Annotated in this window: 20 protein-coding genes; all 20 read left to right on the forward strand. The window is 67.1% G+C overall.

Annotation, left to right across the window (positions count from 1 at the left end):
• Nucleotide 1: 1 nt before the first annotated feature.
• The 20 genes from JQX13_RS53185 to JQX13_RS53280 all read left to right on the forward strand — a co-directional run bounded on the left by JQX13_RS53185 (nt 2) and on the right by JQX13_RS53280 (nt 19,324).
• Nucleotides 2-604, forward strand: coding sequence for a hypothetical protein (locus tag JQX13_RS53185; protein WP_239014419.1), 603 nt, complete (start codon nt 2-4; stop codon nt 602-604).
• Nucleotides 604-1,137 (forward strand): hypothetical protein, encoded by a 534-nt coding sequence (locus tag JQX13_RS53190; protein ID WP_203406974.1) that lies wholly within the window; start codon nt 604-606, stop codon nt 1,135-1,137. The genes JQX13_RS53185 and JQX13_RS53190 overlap by 1 nt, the downstream gene beginning before the upstream one ends.
• A 131-nt stretch (nt 1,138-1,268) precedes the next feature.
• A complete protein-coding gene (locus JQX13_RS53195; RefSeq protein WP_239014420.1) occupies nt 1,269-1,739 on the forward strand; it encodes a phage virion morphogenesis protein in 471 nt (156 codons plus the stop codon).
• Nucleotides 1,739-2,641 carry an IPT/TIG domain-containing protein gene (locus tag JQX13_RS53200; RefSeq protein ID WP_203406976.1) on the forward strand — a complete coding sequence of 301 codons (903 nt, stop codon included), beginning with the start codon at nt 1,739-1,741 and terminating at the stop codon, nt 2,639-2,641. Before JQX13_RS53195 ends, JQX13_RS53200 begins: the two co-directional genes overlap by 1 nt.
• A gap of 322 nt (nt 2,642-2,963) precedes the next feature.
• On the forward strand, nt 2,964-5,186 hold the full coding sequence (locus JQX13_RS53205; RefSeq protein WP_203406977.1) for a phage tail protein: 2,223 nt from the start codon (nt 2,964-2,966) through the stop codon (nt 5,184-5,186).
• 11 nt (nt 5,187-5,197) lie between these two features.
• The gene (locus JQX13_RS53210; RefSeq protein ID WP_203406978.1) at nt 5,198-5,659 is read left to right on the forward strand and encodes a phage tail protein; all 462 of its coding nucleotides are present in this window, start codon (nt 5,198-5,200) and stop codon (nt 5,657-5,659) included.
• A 97-nt stretch (nt 5,660-5,756) separates the two neighbouring features.
• Entirely contained in the window at nt 5,757-7,901 is a 2,145-nt protein-coding gene (locus JQX13_RS53215; RefSeq protein WP_203406979.1) for a DUF262 domain-containing protein, read from the forward strand.
• Nucleotides 7,902-7,957: 56 nt separating this feature from the next.
• The gene (locus tag JQX13_RS53220) at nt 7,958-8,731 is read left to right on the forward strand and encodes a hypothetical protein (protein ID WP_203406980.1); all 774 of its coding nucleotides are present in this window, start codon (nt 7,958-7,960) and stop codon (nt 8,729-8,731) included.
• Complete coding sequence (locus tag JQX13_RS53225) at nt 8,728-8,919, forward strand: hypothetical protein (RefSeq protein ID WP_203406981.1); 192 nt, start codon at nt 8,728-8,730, stop codon at nt 8,917-8,919. The genes JQX13_RS53220 and JQX13_RS53225 overlap by 4 nt, the downstream gene beginning before the upstream one ends.
• A gap of 3 nt (nt 8,920-8,922) precedes the next feature.
• A complete protein-coding gene (locus JQX13_RS53230) occupies nt 8,923-11,724 on the forward strand; it encodes a phage tail tape measure protein (protein WP_239014421.1) in 2,802 nt (933 codons plus the stop codon).
• Nucleotides 11,725-11,736: 12 nt separating this feature from the next.
• Entirely contained in the window at nt 11,737-12,249 is a 513-nt protein-coding gene (locus tag JQX13_RS53235; RefSeq protein ID WP_203406982.1) for a peptidoglycan-binding protein, read from the forward strand.
• A complete protein-coding gene (locus JQX13_RS53240) occupies nt 12,249-12,590 on the forward strand; it encodes a LysM peptidoglycan-binding domain-containing protein (protein ID WP_203406983.1) in 342 nt (113 codons plus the stop codon). Before JQX13_RS53235 ends, JQX13_RS53240 begins: the two co-directional genes overlap by 1 nt.
• The gene (locus tag JQX13_RS53245; protein ID WP_203406984.1) at nt 12,587-13,870 is read left to right on the forward strand and encodes a phage late control D family protein; all 1,284 of its coding nucleotides are present in this window, start codon (nt 12,587-12,589) and stop codon (nt 13,868-13,870) included. Before JQX13_RS53240 ends, JQX13_RS53245 begins: the two co-directional genes overlap by 4 nt.
• A 13-nt stretch (nt 13,871-13,883) precedes the next feature.
• The gene (locus JQX13_RS53250) at nt 13,884-14,462 is read left to right on the forward strand and encodes a phage baseplate assembly protein V (RefSeq protein WP_203406985.1); all 579 of its coding nucleotides are present in this window, start codon (nt 13,884-13,886) and stop codon (nt 14,460-14,462) included.
• A gap of 11 nt (nt 14,463-14,473) precedes the next feature.
• Nucleotides 14,474-15,148 carry a hypothetical protein gene (locus JQX13_RS53255; RefSeq protein ID WP_203406986.1) on the forward strand — a complete coding sequence of 225 codons (675 nt, stop codon included), beginning with the start codon at nt 14,474-14,476 and terminating at the stop codon, nt 15,146-15,148.
• Between the two features lie 10 nt (nt 15,149-15,158).
• On the forward strand, nt 15,159-15,539 hold the full coding sequence (locus JQX13_RS53260; protein ID WP_203406987.1) for a hypothetical protein: 381 nt from the start codon (nt 15,159-15,161) through the stop codon (nt 15,537-15,539).
• 71 nt (nt 15,540-15,610) lie between these two features.
• Nucleotides 15,611-16,399: a DUF1643 domain-containing protein gene (locus tag JQX13_RS53265; RefSeq protein ID WP_203406988.1), complete on the forward strand. Its 789-nt coding sequence runs from the start codon at nt 15,611-15,613 to the stop codon at nt 16,397-16,399.
• 165 nt (nt 16,400-16,564) lie between these two features.
• Nucleotides 16,565-18,070 (forward strand): baseplate J/gp47 family protein, encoded by a 1,506-nt coding sequence (locus JQX13_RS53270; protein WP_203412628.1) that lies wholly within the window; start codon nt 16,565-16,567, stop codon nt 18,068-18,070.
• Complete coding sequence (locus tag JQX13_RS53275; RefSeq protein ID WP_203406989.1) at nt 18,070-18,618, forward strand: hypothetical protein; 549 nt, start codon at nt 18,070-18,072, stop codon at nt 18,616-18,618. Before JQX13_RS53270 ends, JQX13_RS53275 begins: the two co-directional genes overlap by 1 nt.
• A 10-nt stretch (nt 18,619-18,628) precedes the next feature.
• Nucleotides 18,629-19,324, forward strand: a complete 696-nt coding sequence (locus JQX13_RS53280) for a hypothetical protein (RefSeq protein WP_203406990.1) — start codon at nt 18,629-18,631, stop codon at nt 19,322-19,324.
• Nucleotides 19,325-19,327: the final 3 nt, after the last annotated feature.

The following is a 19,327-nucleotide window of genomic DNA, read 5'->3' on the forward strand; positions in this document are numbered from 1 at the left end:
CGTGACGGCAACCGTAGCGGGCGACGCACGCCTCGCTCAGCTCCTCGACGAGGCGACTCGAGCCATTGACCGCCTCACGGGGTGGTTCTTCGAGCCCCGCCAGGCAACGCTGCGCCTGGACGGGCGAGGCACTCCATCCATCGAGCCGCCTGTTCCTCCCATCCGACTGGACCGGCTCGCCATTGAGGGGAGCGAGTTGCCACTCACGCCCGAGTCCCTCGTCGTCGTGGGGGCTCCAGTAGGTCCTGGCTTCGACGGCCCGCGGCTGACACTGCGCTATGGGCGCGCTTTCCCTCGCAGCCATGGAAACGTCATCGCCGAGGGGCGCTGGGGATTCACCGAGGAGGACGGTTCCCCGGAGGGCCGGACGCCGCTTGCCATTCGGCGGGCCTGCATGCTCTTGGTTCTCCGGAACCTCCCCCCGCTCGCGGACGATGCCTCGCTGGAGGCGCGCAACCGCTGGCGAATCCTCGAGGAGCGCACTCGCGACCAGAGCTACCGTCTCGACGGCTTCCACCAGCAGCCCCGGCTCCTCACCGGCGACCCGGAGATCGACGCTCTCCTCGAGCCTTACATGAAGCCCTCCCCTTTCGGAGCAGCGTGATGCGGGGCCGGCTCATCTTCTCATTCTTCGCTGAGCTGTACCGCCTCGATTCCCAGGCCATGGCCATGACCGACCCCGATGGGGCTGGCCCACTCACAGGGGGTTATGACCTGGACTTCAAGGAACCTGTGCTCCTCGACGCAGACGACGATGGTGTCGCGGAGCCCATACGCCGCGAGTACCCGCCAGTGCGCGTCCCCTGTCAGGTAGAGCCGGAGGCTCTTGAGGCTCTGCGGATGCTCCCCTCCGGCAACACGCCCCGGTCGAACATCGACCTGGTCTTCCACTTCAAGGACCTCGAGCGGCTCGGCCTCGTCGACGCTGCTACAGGGGATGCACTCATCCGCCCAAGTGACCGCCTCGGGGCCCTCTACGACGTGCTGGGAGACCTCGTACAGGCAGTCCGGACTCCTCCGGGCCTGTACGTGACACAAGCGCGCCCCAGCGGCTTCGGCCTCCACCGCCAGCGCCCCCGCCGCAACCTCCTCATCGTCACCTTCCAGGACAGGCCTGCAGGCCGGGTCCTCGCGTGAGTCCCATGGCTGTCCAGCGCTCTGGAGATTGGGCCCGTGCCCGCGCGCTCCTCTCAGCAGGGGCTTCTCGGCTGGGTACAGCCATTCACACCGCGTTGCGCCAGGAGGCGCACCTGCTGAGGAACGAAATCGTGCAGGGCCTGACTCAGCAGGCTCCGGGCGGAGAGCCCCTGCGTCCCCCCTCGCCGCTCACCCTCGCCGCGCGCCAGCTCGAGGGCTTCGGCGGCACCAAGGCCCTCCTGGTCCGAGGGGACTTGCGCAACTCCATCACCGTCATCGTCGAAGGCGACGAGGCCTTCATCGGCGTGCCTCGCTCGGCGCGGAGCCGCAACGGAGAGAGTCTCGTGGAGCTCGCGCGCGTCCACGAGTATGGCTCGGCCCCCATCGTCATCCCCCTGACGCCGCGGATGCGCCGCTACCTGTTCGCCCTGCTGAAGAGAGCCGGCCAGGAGCCCACTGGGGGCACGGGGCGAGGCGTGGTCGTCGTGCAGGTACCGGCCCGGCCGTTCCTCCGGCCCGCCTTCGAGAAGTTCCGCCAGGGTGCAGGGCGCCGCTTCCTGGAGCGCGTGGCGAAGCACCTGGGCATGGGAGGACCAAGCTGATGGCGGTGCCCACCCTCACCAGCGTGCAGCCTGCGAGCGGCCCGACGAGCGGAGGCGACCTCCTCCGACTCGCCGGGACGAGCTTCGGCTCTCGCATCCAGGTTCGCCTCGGTGGGCTCATGGCCGAGGTCCTCTCTGTCCGCAGCGAGGCAGGCACCTCCTTCGCTGATGTGCGGACGCCCGCCCACGAGCCGGCGATCGTCGATGTCGAGCTGCGCAACCTCGACAGCAGCGGCAGCCCCGTGCCTGGCGAAGTCTCCGTCCTGTCCGGGGCATACAGGTTCCTCCGGCCGCGCGTGGCTCGTGAGGCAGATCTCACCCGTCTCATTCGCACGCTGCTGCGAGAGCTCAAGAAGCAAGTCCTCGCCAACGTCAGCACCACGGTTTCCGTGGACTACGACGACACCGTCATCGACGGCCTCAACGTCATCGCCCTCGCCACCCTCCCCGCCCTCGTCCTCTCGGGGCCTACGCTCCGGGAGAACCGTTTCTACTCGGCGAACGTCCCCCACGAGGACGTAGTGCCCGGCGCAGGCGGGCCTGAGTTGCTCCGCCGCAGGCCCTCGTACACGGTGGACCTCGTCTTCACCCTCACCGGCGCTTCCGAGCGCACCGCCGAACTCTTCAACCTCATGGCCGCGGTGGCGGCGTTTCTCAACCGCAACCGGTGGCTGGAGATGCCGAGAGATGCTGAGGCCCCTGAAAAGGGCACCACGCGCTGGGAAATGGATGCAGAGGGTGAGTTCCGCCCGCAGCTACAGGGCAGGGACGATGTGCGGGCCTTCACCTGTGGGCTCGTCATCCGAGGCTTTGATGTCGACGAGGGGCTGCCACTCGAGTTCGGCAAGGCTGTAACCGAGCCCCAGCTCGAGACGAACGCCTTCTCCGGGGGTGCTCCATGACCGTGATGCTCACGAACACGAGCGGTCGCTGTCAGGTTTTCGTGCTCGCACACGAGGCATACTGCCGCGCGCTCGGCGAATGCATGTGCGACATGCAGCCCGGCCGTGGCGGGAGACGCATCGCACGCTCGCTCACCCTGCCCACCGGTATGAGTTCCGAGGAGTTCCCTGACGCCATGCTCGCAGTCCCGGAGATCGCCGCTGCCGTACGGCGGGGAGAACTCTCCGTGCAGCGTCGCAAGCCTGAACTCCTCACTACTCCCACGCTGGCTCCGGCTGTCGAGTCACCGAGCCGCCAAGCCAAGAAGAAGCGAGGTACAGGGTGAGCGGACAGCTCCTGTCATCCAAGGTCGTCATCATCGAGGAAGAGCCGACGATCCGGGGCATCCCCACGGTGCCCACGTCCGTCGCGGGCGCGGTTGGTCTCACCGAGCGAGGCCCCATCGGGCAGGCGACCCTCTGTTCCTCCTTCGAGGAGTACCAGACGAGGTTCGGCGGCTTCACTCCGGACTCGGACCTGGCGCTCGCCGCCATGGGCTTCTTCGAGAACGGCGGCAGCCAGCTCTGGGTGGTCCGCACGGTGCACTACGCCAATACGGCCGACCCGGCCTCCCACACAGCGCTCAGGGCCACGGGGTTCCTCGTCGCCGGCAACGGCCCCACGCCTGCCGTCCTCACGGGAGTGACGCCCGCGCCCTTCGCCCTTCAGGATGGCGACCGCCTCGTGCTCTCCGCCAACGGAGGCGCCGACGTGGATGTCGCCTTCAACGGCACTCCAGCGACGGTGTCCACCGGAGCCGCGGAGCCGTATCCGCTCTCGGACGGGCAGATGCTCCTGCTGCGCGTGGATGGAGGACCCGAGCAGGCAGTGACCTTCCGTGCAACGGACTTTGCCGACATCACCAATGCCACCGCGGCTGAAGTGGCCGCCGCCCTCAATGCGGCCCTTGTCGGTGGCCGGGCTACAACGACCGGAGGCATCGTGCACCTCGCGAGTGACACCGCGGGCACCTCCAGTCGCATCCAAGTGACGGGAGGCACGGCCAACACAGCTCTCGGCTTCGCCACCACAGCCGTCCAGGGGAGCGGCAATGTCGCGAGCCTCCGCGCCGTCCAGCTCGTGGAGGCGAAGGCGCTCATCGAGGCAGCCGTCGCGGGAGTCGTGGCCGAGGCGGGCCCCGGTGGTGTGCTGCAGGTCCGCACCATCGCCACAGGCACCTCAGCCACCCTGCAGGCCCGGGTGGGGACTGCAGCAGCATTCGGCCTTCCCAGCACCCTCCAGGCTGGCAGTGCCTCAGGCACCGCAAACGCCATCCGCGTGGAGGGAAAAGATCCTGGCGCCTACGCCAACCGCATCGAGGTCGAGGTGCGCACCGCCACTGATGGCTCACCGAGCGCCTTCGACCTACTCGTCGTCGAGGACGGCGTCTACCGAGAGACGTTCCCCAACCTCTCCATGGAGCCGGATGCTCCGCGCTACATCGAACGCATCGTGAATGATGAGCGCACGGGCTCCATCTACATCCGAGTCGCTGACCAGCGGCTCCCTGCCACTCCCGTACCCACGGTGCAAACGGTGGCCCTTACCGGGGGAAATGATGGGCTGGTAGAGCTCGGCGACAGCGACTTCATCGGCTCCGAGGCTGGCAAGACGGGCTTGCATGCCCTCGACCAGGTGCAGGACCTCTCGCTCCTCCTTGTTCCAGGTCACGCGACGTCCGCCGTCCACAATGCCATGCTGCGCTACTGTGAAGTCGACCGGGAGGGCATGGTGTTCGCCATCCTCGACCCTCCGGCCAACCAGAGCGCGACGGCCATCGTGACGTACGTGACGACGACGGCTGCACTCGAGGGTGCCTCCGAGTACGGCGCTCTCTACTGGCCGCGCGTGAAGGTGCTCAACCCGCAGAAGAGCGTCTTCGGCGCGGCGGAGCAGCTGGTGGTGGCCCCCTCAGGCATCATCGCGGGCGTCTACGCGCGAACGGATGCGGCCCGCCCTGGCGGCATCTACGAGCCGCCCGCAGGCATCGAGAGCGGCCGGCTGTTCGGCGTGCTGGGCTTCGAAACGGACGAGGCGCTCCAGGAGCGCAAGAGGGATCTCGTCTACCCCCACCGCATCAACCCGCTCACCACGGGGCCGGGCCTGCCGCGCTACATCGACGGCTCGCGCACGCTCAAGGGAGACGGGAACTTCCCGTACGTCGCGGAGCGTCGCGGCGTCATCTTCATCGAGCGCTCGCTGAAGCAGGGGCTCCAGTTTGCGCGCCACAAGAACAACACCGAGGGACTGCGCGCGCAGGTGCGGCGGACCATCACCGCGTTCCTGCTCGCGCAGATGAACAATGGCGCGTTCCGCTCGCGCGAGCCCGCGAAGGCGTTCTTCGTCGACGTCTCCGAGCAGCTCAACACGCCCACGGTCATCTTCGCCGGCAAGCTCATCGCCCGCGTGGGCCTCGCCACGAACAAGCCGGCCGAGTTCATCATCCTCCGCATCAGCCAGGACACCCGGGCCCTCGAGGCCGAGCTGGCTGCGACGGGCGCATGAGGAGGTAAGCCATGGCCGTCATCGGCAACCCCAGGAGCTTCCATAAGCGCTTCAAGTTCGTCGTCGAGATCGACAGCGTGGGGCACGCGGGCTTCCAGAAATGCAGCGAGCTGTCCGTCGAGGTGGCCAACGTCCAGTACTTCGAGGGAGGCTCCCTCATCCCCAACAAGAGCCCGGGGCGCCTCACGTTCTCGGACGTGACGCTCGAGAGGGGCGCCACCCAGGACCGAGACCTCTACGACTGGTTCCAGGACGTCGCCACCGCCGCGAGCGGCGTGGGGCTCACCGACCCGGCCTACAAGCGCAACCTCGACATCGTCCAGCAGGACCGCGACGGGACAACGCTCCGGCGCTGGTCGCTCTCGCGGGCCTGGCCGGTGAAGTTCGTCGCCGGCGAGTGGGACAACGAGAGCGACGAGAACGTCATCGAGTCCGCCACGCTCACCTACGACTACTTCGAGCTGGTACAATAGCCCGGTAGTCCGGGATTCTGGAGCATCCGCCGGGAGCTCCTCTCGGCCGATTGTCGGCCGGATGTGGGATAAGCGTCCAGGACATCGAGCGAGCACTATGAAAATCTACGACGAGGGCTCCGAACCACTCCACGAGCTTCTCCGCGCCGCGAGTTCGGACCAGGGCGCGACCCTGCTCGTTCCTGACCTACAGCGGCCGTACGTTTGGAGCCCAAGCCAAGTCACCCTCCTTGTCGACTCACTGCTCCGGGGTTGGCCATTCGGCACCCTGCTGCTCTGGAGCGTTCACAAGGAGGACCTCGCCGGTATCCCATCGAGGCCGTTCTGGCGGGTAGTGGATCGAACCGGCGAGTTCGACGACGCGCAGGTTAGCAAGAGCAACCCTCCAGCTCAGTTCCGCATGGTTCTCGACGGGCAGCAGCGTCTGCAGAGCCTCCTGCTCGCGTTCGGCGGTGACAGCTGGGGGTTCCGCCTGCTCGACCACGAGTGGTCGACGGTGCTCGACGCTGAGCGCCCACGCGGCCGCAACGCGAAGCGCCACTGGTCTCTTGGTCACCTATGCCTCGATGTCTGGACCTTCCGCGAGCGCGTGCAGGCAGTTGGAGGAGTAGCGAAGGTTGATTTTCGCGATGTTCTTGCGTGGGTCGTTCAGAGCCCAGATGGTGGGCGCTCAACGCTGAAGCGCCCCGTGAACTACAAACACCCGATCGCAAGCAGCCTCGACGTGGAGAACAAGGGCCGCTTCGTTCGCTTGAGCCGCCTGTGGGATCTGGCGTCCACCCAGCCTGGGCTCTTTGAGAAGCACTTCCGCGAAAAGCTCGCCCCGCTGCTCGCGCAACATGATGTTCCGAAGGACGTGATCGACGCCGTGCTCGAACCCCTCGCGGAACTCGTTGTTACGCTTGTCGCGATCAAGCAGTCGAAAGTGAGCTACCTTCAGCTCGCGCCGTTTAACGACCAAGTCTTCAGCCAGGACCTCTACAACGACGCGATCGTCAACATCTTCACCCGCCTCAACACCGCCGGGCGTGCTCTCACACGTCAGGAGATCACCTTCGCATGGATCAAGACGGGGTGGGACTCTGCGAAGACGGGCCACCGCACCGCTGGCAAGTGCTTCGAGGAACTCGGTGAGGCTCTTGCCGAGGAAGGCGTAGCACTCGACATCGATGCCCTCGTTGGGGCCGTTTCCGCCATGTGGTCGGTCCTCCACCGCGATGGCGCGTTGCTCACGGCGAACGACCTGCTTCGCGGCGAGAAGGTTCGCCCGATGGTGCAGGACCTCGTACAGAACTGGGAGACGTTAGCGGCGAACGCAGTGGACGGCGCGAAGCTCGTTGATGATCGTGGCTTCCTCTTCGGGACGCACTACCGCTCGCTGAACGTGCTCACGCTGCTCCTCTCCTGGCGCCTGCTCGGTCGCCAGTGGCTGGCAGAGCACTCTCTCGGTGTCACAGCGAAGGATAGCTTCGAGAAGTCTCTGGATGCCGCGTTCGCAGCTTCGTGCGATCGCTGGATCCTCTTGTCTCAATGGTCCGGTCGATGGGGAAAGTCGACCGACAAGGCATTCGCTGACTACATCAAGGACCTGTCGGCGGACTGGGCAAGCATCCGGAAGCTGACCGCGCCCGATGACGTGATCGCGATCCTCAAGCACCGAATGGAGGCTTGGATCAGCGGGCTCCAAGCGGAGTCGTCGAAGTACATCGATGACCTCGGCGTACTCACCCGCGACGCCGTACACCAGTACTACCTGCCTCTCTGGCTGTGGCACCGACTCGACGCGGCGCGTTGGAAAGCTTCCGCGTTGCCGCTGCGGGAGTCGAAGCGAGGCAGCCTGAGCTTCGACGTCGATCATGTTGTCGCTGTGAAGCTCTGGGAGACGCTCCAGGGCGCCCCTCAGACGGCTGCGGAAGAGGGCGAGGACGAGTCGGCGCTAACGATGGAGGACTTGTCGACCACGATGAACGCACTCGGCAACTGTTGCCTCCTTGAGAAATCCTTCAACATCGCGAAGGGCGCTGAACCGCTCCGCGCGTTCCTTGATCGTGTCCACGAGTTCAAGACCGGCGCTCTCAAGGTCAATGACTGGGCGAAGGCAATCGGCGTGGATGCCGACCTCGTCGATCCCAGTGGAAAGACCGCTGCGGCGATTCGGCTGGTAGTCGAGGGTCGAACGGCGAAGATGAAGACTGAGTTGAAGGAGTACATCGCAGGCACTCGGCAGCGGGCGGACATCTAGCGCAGTGGCTGTCCCCGTTCGCCTTCTCGTGGACTTTGCCCCCGAGGAGGCAGCGAATGGCAGACGTCATCACGTGCCCTTCGGGGCTCTCAGGCCGCGTTCGCGGCATGAAGGTTCGCGAGGAGCGCGTCCTTGCTGATCGGAAGCTCGCCAGGAGCGGAGGCCAAATGGACGAACTCCTCTCTGCGTGCTGGGAGGAGACACTAACCCCCGGGCCCTATGCGCTCGGCGACCAACCCCTGGACTGGGGCAGAGTGCTGCAGGGTGACCGCTTCTTCGCGCTCCTCATGGTTCGGGCCCTCACCTACGGGCCGGAGTACGCTTTCGCGCTCCAGTGTCGAAGCGATGCCTGTCGGGCCCGCTTCGAGTGGGAACTCGACCTCACGAAGCTCCCCGTCCGGCCTCTCCCCGACGAGAGCCGCGCCGCATTCGTTGGTGGGAATCGCTTCGAAACCTTGCTGCCGGACGCCGACAAGCGGGTGCGCTTCAAGCTCCTGACCGGTGATGACGAGCGCCGGCTCCCCCAATTCCAGCGTGCCGCCCCCGACAAGCTCCTGTCCTCGGTCCTCGCCTATCGCGTCCTCGACATCGACGGCGTGGAGCCGCGCGACAAGCGCCGCTTCCTCGAGGACCTGTCCATGCGCGATGCCGACTTCCTCATGAACGAGTTCGACCGCGTTGACTGCGGGGTGGACACCACCATCGAGGTGGAATGCCCCGAGTGCTTCCTCGTACAGGACGTGGACCTCCCTTTCGACAGGGGCTTCTTCCTGCCTGGGAAGGAGCGGATAGCGAGGCGTCGGGACCGGAGCGCCTCTTCCCCGAGGTGACCCTGGAGGTATGGCGCGAGGGGCTCTTCCAGCTCTGCTGGCACCAGTATGGCGGCTCGGGCCTCGCGTTCTCACTGAGCGACGCTCTCGAGCTACCCACCTCTGACCGGGACTGGCTTCTCGAGCGCATCGGTCAGCAGCGCTCACGCGAAGCCAAGGAACTCGAGAAGGCCGCGAAGGGTAGGTAGCTCATGGCGCTCAACAACCTCGGCCTGGGCTTCGTCTTCACTGCGAGAGACCTGGCATCCGGTGCCATCCAGAACCTTGAGCGCAACTTCATGAGCCTCGACCGGCGCGTCGGGCTCGGCACCGAGCGCATCCAGAGCGCCTTCCAGCAACTGGGTGTGGGGCTCTCCGTCTTCACCGCAGGCGCCGCCACCGTGGCAGCAGCCTTCTACTTGGCCAACGCCGCGGGGCGCTTCGGCCAGGCCGTGGCGGCGGTGGCAGCCGTCTCCGGCGCCTCGGCCACCGAGCTGGCGCAGTTGCGCGACGCCGCCATTGAGGCCGGCATGGCGACCCAGTTCTCCCCCACCGAGGCGACGCTCGGCCTCCGCGAGCTGGCCCAGGCCGGCTTCAACGCCCAGGAGTCCATGAAGCTCCTCCTCCCCGTGCTCGATCTGGCAGGGGGCTCCCTCGGTGAACTCTCCCCTCAGCAGGCCGCGGGCCTCGCTGCCCAGGCGATGAAGGCCTTCGGCCTCTCCGTCGACGAGGCTTCCATCTCCGTCGACCGAATGCTGCAGTCGGTCAACGTCTTCGCTCTCAACGCCAGCGAGCTACCACTCGCCCTCGGCACGGCCTCCCGCGGAGCCCAGGCCCTCCACCAGTCGTTCTCCGAGACGCTCATCGCCCTCGGACTGGTGAAGAACGTCATCCCCGGCGTCGAGCGCGCCTCCACCGCCGTGGCCGTAGCCATGGAGCGCATGGCTGACCCGGAGGTGCAGCAGCGCCTGCGGGGCATGGGTGTAGCGGTCACGGACTCGGCGGGCCGCTTCCGCAGCTTCCTGGATGTTCTCGGCGAAATGGCTCCGCGTCTCGACCGGATGAACGAGGCCCAGCGCTCGGCGTTTCTGCTCCAGACCTTCGGCCGCGAAGCGCTCGGGGGTGTCAACGCCATCCTCACCCAGGTTACCAACGGCTTGCGCACCAGCACCGGCGAGACGCTCCGGGGGGCCGAGGCCATCCGCTACCTGCGGGACCAGTTCGAGAACGCCGGGGGCACGGCCGCTCGCTTCCGCGAGCAGATGCTCGACACCTTCGAGGGACAGAAGCAGCTCCTCGCGGGCTCCCTGGAGACGCTCGCCATCGTCCTCGGCGAGCCGTTCGCCCAGGTCTTCAAGCCCCTCGTGACGGCCTTCGTGGGTGTCGTGAACGCCCTCCTCGGCGTCTTCCGCCAACTCCCTGCCCCGGTGAAGCGGGCGCTCGCGGCGTTCACCGTCGGCGCCGGAGCCGTTGTCGCCCTCGTAGGGGCTACCATCTCGGCCAAGGCTGGAATCGCGCTCTTGGCCATCGGCCTCAAGGCGCTCGGCATCACTGCCGGTGGGCTCATCGCCACCCTGCTGCCGGCCATCCTTACCGTCACCTTGCTGGGAGCTGCCGTCGCCGGCTTCGTCCACGCCTTCCGGAGCAACCTCGGCGGCATCGCCGACTTCGCCCGGCGCCTCATGAGCCATGTGAGCCTGTTCTTCCGAGGGCTCATGCAGCTCTTCGAGCAGGGAGCCTTCTCCGGGGCCGTGCGCGAGGAGTTGAGCCGCGCCGAGAGCATGGGGCTCAAGCGCTTCCTCATCTCCACTTACCAGGTGGTCTACCGCCTCCAGCAGATCTGGGAGGGCTTCAAGGCCGGCTTCACGCGCTCCCTTGAGGAGGCACGCCCCGTCTTCGAGGATCTGGTGAACGCCCTGTCCTCGCTGGGAGAGGAGCTGGCCACCCTCTTCGCAGGGCTCACCGGCAAGGCCGCCAGCCTGCCCTCGTCCGAGTTCCGCAGCTTCGGGCAGTCCGTGGGCTCGGCGCTGGCGACCGTTGTGTCCTGGGGTGCCCAGGTCATCGCCCTCTCCGCACGGGTCTACGCCGGCTTCCTCTCGGGCTTCCGCGCCATGCAGGTGTTCCTCGCTCCTGCGGTGGACTCCGTGCGCGAGGCCTTCGCCGGCCTCCGACGGGTGTGGGACAACCTCATCGGGGCCACCACAAGTTCCACGAGTGCCACCGACAAGTCGACGAGCGCCTGGCGCCAGCTCGGCGAGCTCCTCGGGCGGGTGGTGGGGGGCGCCCTCACGCTCACGGTCCATGCCCTTGCTGTCCTCATCGACACTGCCACCGTGGCCCTCGGGGTGGTGGTGGCCCTCAAGGATGCCTTCGTCATCGCTGGCACGTGGATTGGCGAGACTGCAGCGAGGCTCTACCTGTGGTTCACCGAAACCCTCCCGGCTGCCATCTCCTCGGCGTGGTCCACGCTCACCGGCTTCTTCCGCTCCACGCGGCAGTTCTTCCTTGGGGCTGGCCAATGGTTCCTCGGCCTCTTCAGCTCCATCGCTGACGGTCTCCGGGCCTTCTTCAGCCCCGTTGTGGAGTTCTTCAGCGCCGTTGGCCGAGCCCTCCATGCGGTGTTCAACGCCCTCACTGACTCCGTCATCAGGTTGCTCCGGAAGCTCCCCAGCGAGTTGCTCCCCTCCAGCCTGGAGGAGTTCGCCAGGCTACCGCTCTCGGCAGAGGTGCAGCCGGCTACCCCGCTCACCCTGGCAGCCCCAGGCCCTGCGGCGCGCGCCGAGGTGGCGACGTGGGCCATGCCCGCCGCTGCGGATGCACGGAGCCGTGCAGGCAGTCTGGCCCAGCTTGAGCAGGGGCTGCTCGCGCTCGCCAGCCCCCAGGCAGGGCGCCAGGGGGCTGCGCCGCCCTTCACCATCAACGTCCAGGTGGACGGCGAAACCATCGCCCGAGCCACCCACCGTGCGGAGCGCGAGGCCGCCTCCCGTTCTTTCTCGCCGGTGCCGGCGTACTGAGGAGGACACACCGTGTCGCTCGCAGCCGCTCTTGCCCGTGCCCCTCGCTGCTGGCTCGTGAATGTCGCCAGCGGCGAGTCCATGCAGTGCCTCTTCAACCCCACCCAGCTCTCCGAGAAGCTGCAGGTCAACTGGAACCGCCTCGTGGTGCCGGGGCTCTCCCATCAGGTGCTGCAATTCCAGGGCACCTCCAATCGCCAGCTCGCGGGGGTGGAGTTCTACCTGGACCGCTTCTTCGCGGCCGAGCAGCCCGGGGACGTCGACATTCTCGACTTCCGAGCGTTCCTCCGGGCGCTCACGGTGCCACCGCAGGGCACCGAGGGAGTTCCCGCCACCGCACCGCCTCGGGTGCTCTTCATCTGGCCGCGCGTTGTGACAGTCGAGTGCGTGGTTGCCAGCATCGAGTTCCAGTACCGGCAGCTCGCCATCGACGGCACTGTGCTCGTCTACGCAGCCAGCGTCACCTTCGAGGAGATCCTCGACACGCGCGTCACCTCTGAAGCGCTACGGCAGGAGGTGGAGTAATGGCCCCACATGCCGGTTCCCGCCATTCCTTCACGCTCGGCATTCGAGATGCGGGCGGGCGCCTCTTCCTCACCGAGCGAGAGCCGTACCGCTTCCGGGAGCACGCTGACTCGCGCATCCACGTCGTTGCCCAGGGCGACACTCTCTTCGACCTGGCCGGGCGCTACTTCGCCTCACTGCCCAGGGCCTGTGGGTTCTGGTGGGCCATCGCCGACTTCCAGCCCGACCCCATCATCGACCCGACGCTGGAGCTGGAGCCCGGGCGCCGCCTTCTCATCCCCAGCCTGCGTGTGCTCACCGACGTCATCCTTGGCGAGCAGCGCCGGAGGTTCGAGGCATGACGGCCCCTCTGGACCGCAGTGCACCAGGGGTGCGCCTCACGCTGCTGCCCAGCGAGCGAGCCCACAGCGGAGAGCCGCTCGAGCTCAGCGGACGCCTCCTCTCATTCACCTACGAGGACACCGCGAGCAAGGCGGACCAGGTCTCCCTCCTGCTCGACAACTTCGACCTGGCCCTCTTCGAGCGAGAGGAGCTCGTTGGGGGTGCGGTGCTCGAGGTGTCCTGGGGCTACCCCGGTCACATGGCACCGCCTCGCCGGGTGGTGCTCAAGAAGCTCAAGGGCTTCCAGACGCTCACAGTCGAGGGCCTGGCTACCAGCGTGCTGATGAACCGTGAGGCCCGGACGCGCTCCTGGGAGAACAAGACGCGCTCCGAGGTGGTTCGCCAGGTGGCCGCTGAGTACGGCTACGAAGGGGCCTCCCTCGACGTTGAGGACACCCGGGAGGTGTTCGACGTCATCAACCAGGCTGCGGAGACGGATGCCCGCTTCCTGCGGCGGCTGGCGGCCCGCGAGGAGTTCGAGTTCTCTATCGATGACAGCGGCCTGCACTGGCGCTCGCGCAATCCGTCGAGCGCGCCCATGCACGTGCTCACCTGGTACTCGGACCCGGGCCGGGGCGACATCCTCTCCCTCAACGTCGAGTCCGACCTCGTCCGCAGAGTGGGCCGCGTCGAAGTGCGCGGGAGAGATCCGCTCCGGCGGGCCACCCGGGAGTCCCGAGCGAGCAGCGCCAGCGTGGAGCGCGCCACGCTCGGGGAGGTGCTTGAGGTGGTGGACCCGGAGACTGGAGCCACCTCCCTCCAGCAGCGCAACGCGACAACCAGCGTCCATCCCACCTCGGCCTCGACGGCTGCACGTGCTGAGCGCGAGTCCGCCGCTCGCTACCGGCGCGCTGAGCGGGACACAGTGAAACTCTCCCTCCAGGTTGTGGGCGACCCCACCCTGCGCGCCCGAACGGTGGTGGAGGTACGCGGCATCTCCAGCCTGCTGTCAGGGCGGTACTACGTGAACGAGGCCAAGCACGTCATCTCCGCCTCGGGCTACACCGTCGACCTGAAGCTCACGCGGGACGGCACCGGCCCGCGGCGCCAAGCAGGCCCCCAGGCACAGGGACAGCCACAGGGCGGACAGCCCAACCAAAGTGCCCCAGCCACAGGTGGGGCGATGACCGAGTTGGAGGTGGTGGACCCGGAGTCCGGAGCCACGCACCTCGAGTACCGCCGCGACGGGCGTCCCCTCGGTGCCGAGGATCCGGAGGCCCGCATGAGCATCCCTCGATGAAGGGGCCTCCCCCATGAGCACCTTCGACGACGACATTCACGCACACGACAGCCGGCTGTACGGCATGTACGTGGGGTACGTAACGAAGCGCGACGACCCGGAGCGGCTCGGACGGGTTCGCGTCTGCATCCCGGGGCTGCTCGAGCCGGAGAGCGCCTGGGCCTGGCCGCTCGGCACTGTGGGTGGGGGCTCAAAGGATCGCGGCCTCTTCGCCGTCCCCGAGGAGGGAGCGGAGGTGGCCGTCTTCTTCAACCAGGGCGATGTGGATGCCCCCTACTACCTGTGCGCGCATTGGGGGAAGCCGAACGGACAGAGCGAGGTGCCCGCGGAGGCCCAGCTCGAGTCGCCGGACAACCGCGTCTTTGCCACGCAGACATTCCGCATCGAGCTCGACGAGTCGCAGGGGGGCCGCAGGCTCCAGCTCACCAACAAGAAGACCGGGGATCGCCTCGTCTTCGACGCCGAGGAGAACACCGTGACGCTCGAGGCGACCACGGCCCTCACCCTACGCGCGGTGGGCGCCATCTCCATTGAGGCCACGCAAGTCAGTATCGCCGGCCGCGTCGTGCGGCCCATCGCAGACCCTATTTGAGGAGGCCCGCCATGGCGCTGCCCATCTGCCTGCACATTCCCGAGGCCCCCGAGCCCTTGGCTGTAACCCTGCCAGGAGGCATCACCCTCCAGCAGCAGGAACTGCTCAAGGCCATCCAGCCGGCGCTCACGCCGCTCATGCCCCTCTTCGACATCGTCGATGCTGTCATTGCGGTCTTCGACTGCATCAAGGCCATCCCCGACTCGCTCGGGCCGCCACCAGACCCCTCCGCACTCGTCGCCAGCATCTCGAAGTTGGCAGAGAAGGTGATGAAGCTGCTCAGGCTCATCCCCCAGCTGTCGCTCCCCTACACCATCATCGGCACCATCGATCTCATCCTCGACACGCTCCAGAAGGCGCGCGGCCAACTGCTCCACCTCCTACAGCGGATGCAGCAGATCCAGGGCGCCATCGACAAGGCAGGACAGCTCGGCGATCCGGGGCTCCTGGCCATTGCTGGCTGCGCACAGGCGAACGTGGCTCAGGAGGCTGCCAACACCGGCAAGGCGCTCGCGAGTCTCAGCAAGCTCGTGGCCCTGCTCAACATCTTCCTCGGCATGGTGGGAGCGCCTGAGGTGCCCGACCTGACCAGCCTCTCGGGCCGCCCGCTGAACGAGGCCATTGCCCCACTAGATGCGATCGTGGAGGCGCTCCAGGCTGTGCGCCGGGCCGTGCCGCTGCCGTGAGGAAGAACCCGTGAGCCGCAAGCCACAGAACCTCCTCGTCCCCTTCCGGAGGGACAAGAAGCGGGACTTTGCCGCGGGCTCGGGCCCGGAGTTGCTCGCCTCCAAGGTGCGACAGGCGCTACTCACAGAGGGGGCGACGGCGCGCTCCTCCGGCGAGCTGCCCTGGCGCACGAACTTCGGCGCCGCGCTGCCGCTCCTGCGCCACCAGCGCAACGACGCTCCTCTCCAGGAATTGGCCCGCGTCTACGTCCGCGACGTCCTCGAGCGCTGGGTACCGGGGGCTCAGGTGGTGAGCCTCGACATGAAGCAGGAGGGAATCGTGCTCACCCTCCGGCTCCGTGTGCGCGAGCAGGACGTGGCCGCGACTGTGGACGTGGCCCTGCCTCGCTGACGTCCTGGCTTTGCCTCCTTTGGGACGAATTCTTAGGATGGCTTTCGGACCATTGTCGCAGGGAGGTCACCTTGCCCGCACGCCGGCCTTACCGCATCATCGAGAAGAAGGTCGCCAATGCGGCGGGGCAGCCCTCTGCGAAAGCACGCTTGTACACGGGGGCCTGGCCACTCGACTGGGCTGGCTTCGAGGCAAACTTGTCGAGCGGCGCAGTATGCGGCAGGCACTGGCCCAGGAACCTGCCGGACAGCCTTCCGGAGGAGCAGGCCCCTGAGACGCGGCCGCTCTGCCGCCACCGACTGCGGTATGTCTGGGACCTCAACAAACCGCTGCTGGGCGTCATCTCCTGCAACCCCTCGCGGGCCACCCGCCGGGTGCTTGACGAGACCCTTCACGTCACGGTGAACCAAGCCTACCTGTGGGGCTTCGGCGGCATCGACCAGTGCAACCTGAGCCCCGTCTACAAGACCGATTCCCATCAGGTCCGCATTACCATGAAGGATCTCCAGGATCGGGGTAATTGGGCGGCCATCACCTGCGTCCTGTCGAATTCCGCCGTCTGGTTGGCCTGGGGCTCCAGACCACGTGGTTGCACCGACTCCTGCTGCGACGCCTGGAATACAGGCGAAGACTGCGTCCTGAGCATGGTCTGGGCACGGCAGAACGCGGACGATGAGTTCACCGTCCTGGCCAACCAGGTATTGAAGGGTGACGGATACCGGCCGCCGGGCCACCCGAGCCCGCGCCGCTTCCCTCGCCATAAACCGCAGCTGCTCTACGAGAAGCCTCTGTTCGTCCGCGTGGCCACGTCTACGTCCGCGACGCCCTCCAGCGCTGGGTGCCAAGAGCCCAGCTCGTGAGCCTCGACGTGGAGCAGGAGGGAGCCGCGAGCACCCTACGGCTCCGGGTGCGCGAGCAAGACGTCTCCGCGAGCGTGGACGTGCCCCTGCCTCGCTGAGCCCCTGGCGTCCCCGGGCTGCGGAGGGCCTCGACTTTGCCATCCCGGAGGCTCCTGCGCCGTGGCCATGCTCCCCGAGCCCGTCGACTACACCGACAAGGACTTCGATGCCCTGCGGGCACGGCTCATCTCCCTCCTTCAGAGTGTCTTCCCCGACTGGACGGACTTCGCCGTCGCCAGCTTCGGCAACGTGCTCCTGGAGATGTACGCCTTCGTCGGCGACGTGCTGACCTTCTACCAGGACAACCTGGCGCGCGAGTCACGGCTCGTCACCGCCACGCAGCGCAAGAACGTCATGGCACTCGCGCGGATGCTGGGCTACCGGCTCCACGGAGCCCAGGCCGCGACCGCCCAAGTGGAACTTCAGCTCGCACGGCCCCCCGCTGCCCCCGTCACTTTTCCCGCGGGTACCCTCATTCGCACGCAGGAAGTCACCGAGCCCATCCGCTTCCAGCTCCTCGCCCCCGTTACTCTGCCGGCAGGGCTCACCCCACCGCGCGTGCTTGCTCTCGCAGAGCACTCGAAGATGTACACGCAGCTCTTCGACTCGCGAGGGCTGGCGGACCTCGAGGTGCACCTCGACTTCACCCCCTACCTCGACGGCTCCGCCCGCGTGACGACTCCACAGGGGACCTTCTCCGAGGTGGAGAGTTTCCTCGACTCACGTCCCAGTGACTTGCACTTCGTCGTGAGCGTGGACCAGAACGATCGCGCCACCCTTCGCTTCGGCAACGGCGTGAGCGGCATGCCTCCCAGCGGTACCATCACCATCACCTACAAAACAGGCGGTGGGAGCGCCGGCAACGTCGACGCCGAGCGCCTCGTCGTCATCGAGGGCGCCTTCAAGGACGCCCACGGCAACCCAGTGCAGGTTTCGGTTCGCAACCCTGCCTCGGCTTCGGGCGGCTCGGATAGGCAGACGGTGGCCTCTGCCAAGCTACTCGCCCCCGAAAGCCTCCGGGCCCTCACGCGCTCCGTGGCGCGCGAGGACTTTGAGCTCAACGCCCGCCGCCTGCCAGGCGTCGCCAGGGCGCTCATGCTCACCTCGAACGAGGACCCGAGCATCTCCGAGAACTCGGGCATCCTCTACGTCATCCCCAAGGGTGGCGGGCTGCCTACGCCAGCGCTCAAGAACCAAGTCCTCCGGCAAGTCACGGAGGTCTACCCCTGCACCCTCACGTTCCAGGTGAGCGTGCAGGCCCCGGTCTACAGGCCCATCGCCATTGACGCGCGCCTCTTCCTTCGGCAGGGCTCCTCGGCTGCTGAGGTGAGGGATCGCATCCGCGAGCGCCTTGCCGCCTACTTCCGCGTGAGCGAGCCGGACGGCACACCCAACCCTCGCGTGGACTTCGGCTTCAACCTCAAGGACGCCGAGGGCAACCCGGTGGGCGAGGTGGCCTGGTCGGACATCTTCGATGTCATCCGCGACACGCCAGGTGTGCGGAAGATGGGCTCTGCGCGCCTGGATCTGACGCTCAACGGGCTACCCGCCGACGTGAAGCTCAGCGTGCGCGAGTTCCCCGTGCTGGCCAATGTCACCCTGCGAAACGGCGACACGGGGGAGTTGCTTTGATGGGGCTGCTCAACCCCAGCTTCGAGGAGGAGGGCCCGCTTCCAGGTGAGGCTCGGCATTGGACGCTCACCGCCGTGACGAGCCGGGAAGTCCTCGCCGGCTTCGGCCCAGCCCCCGAAGAAGCCTGGGAGGACTTCGAGCGTTGGCACTCACTACGGGCCTCGCTGGACGACGTTCCTCTCTCAAGAGCCTTCTTCGATAGCTCCTCCGAGGGCCACGAGGACTTCAATGAGGGCTGGGCCAACGCCGTCTTCCTCGCCGAGCTGCCACCAGCCCAGGTACTCCCCTTCCCCTTCAACGGCGGCACCACCGAGGACTGCGAGTCCGGCTGGGCCAACGTGCCGTACGCGCGCAGTTGGGGCGAAGTGGCCTCCTCTACGGGGCTCTTCAATGGCGAGCCTCACGAGGACTTCGAGGAACAGTGGCGCTCGAATCAGGCATTCGCGTGGAGCTGGTCGGCGGTGCCAGCGAGCGCCGCACTCTTCGACGCTAACGCCCAGCCTGTCGAGGACTTCGAGAACACCTGGACTGTCGCCTCCACCCTGTGAAGGAGCCCTCATGGCCGAAGCCGACTGGACCTACCTCAACAACGGGCTGGACATTGCCACGGTGGACCGCGGCGTGACGGCCGGCATTTCCCGCCCTCCAGGCGGAGGAAGCTTCCTCTTCGCCTTCAACTCCCTCGCGGCAGTGAGCGGGGCCATGGGCCTCTTTGCCAACCTCCCCGACTTCGCTCCCATGGCCAAGGGCGGCTCCATCCGTGGGTGCCTCCAGCGGGGTCCGGGTGGCGGCCCCACAGGCTTCTCCCCCTTCCTCTTCCTCTGCTGCCAGGGCAACTCCGTCAACGACAGCGCGTACCTGCTCGGCCTCTCTGACGACGACCCGCACCGCATCGTCCTCCGCAAAGGCTCGGTCGCCGTGGGGCTGCCCGATGCGGACGGCCCCGGCGCTCTCCTCAAGTCGAGCGCCAGCTTTACCCAGGGTACCTGGTTGCACCTGAGGCTCGACGTCATCGTCAACACCAACGGGGACGTGGTGCTCCACGCCTTTCAGAACGACTTAGCCGCGCATCCGCTCGGGACGCCGCCCAACTGGCAGCCAGTACCCGGCATGGGGGAGTTCATCGACGACCACCTCGGCATCAACTCTGGCAGCCAGCCGCTCACCTCAGGCCGGGGTGGCTTCGGCTTTTCGGTGAAGGACGTCACCCGGCGGGCCTTCTTCGACCACCTCGAGCTGTACCGCCAGCTGTGAGGC

The organism is Archangium violaceum (assembly GCF_016859125.1).
GTDB classification, from domain to species: Bacteria; Myxococcota; Myxococcia; order Myxococcales; family Myxococcaceae; genus Archangium; species Archangium violaceum_A.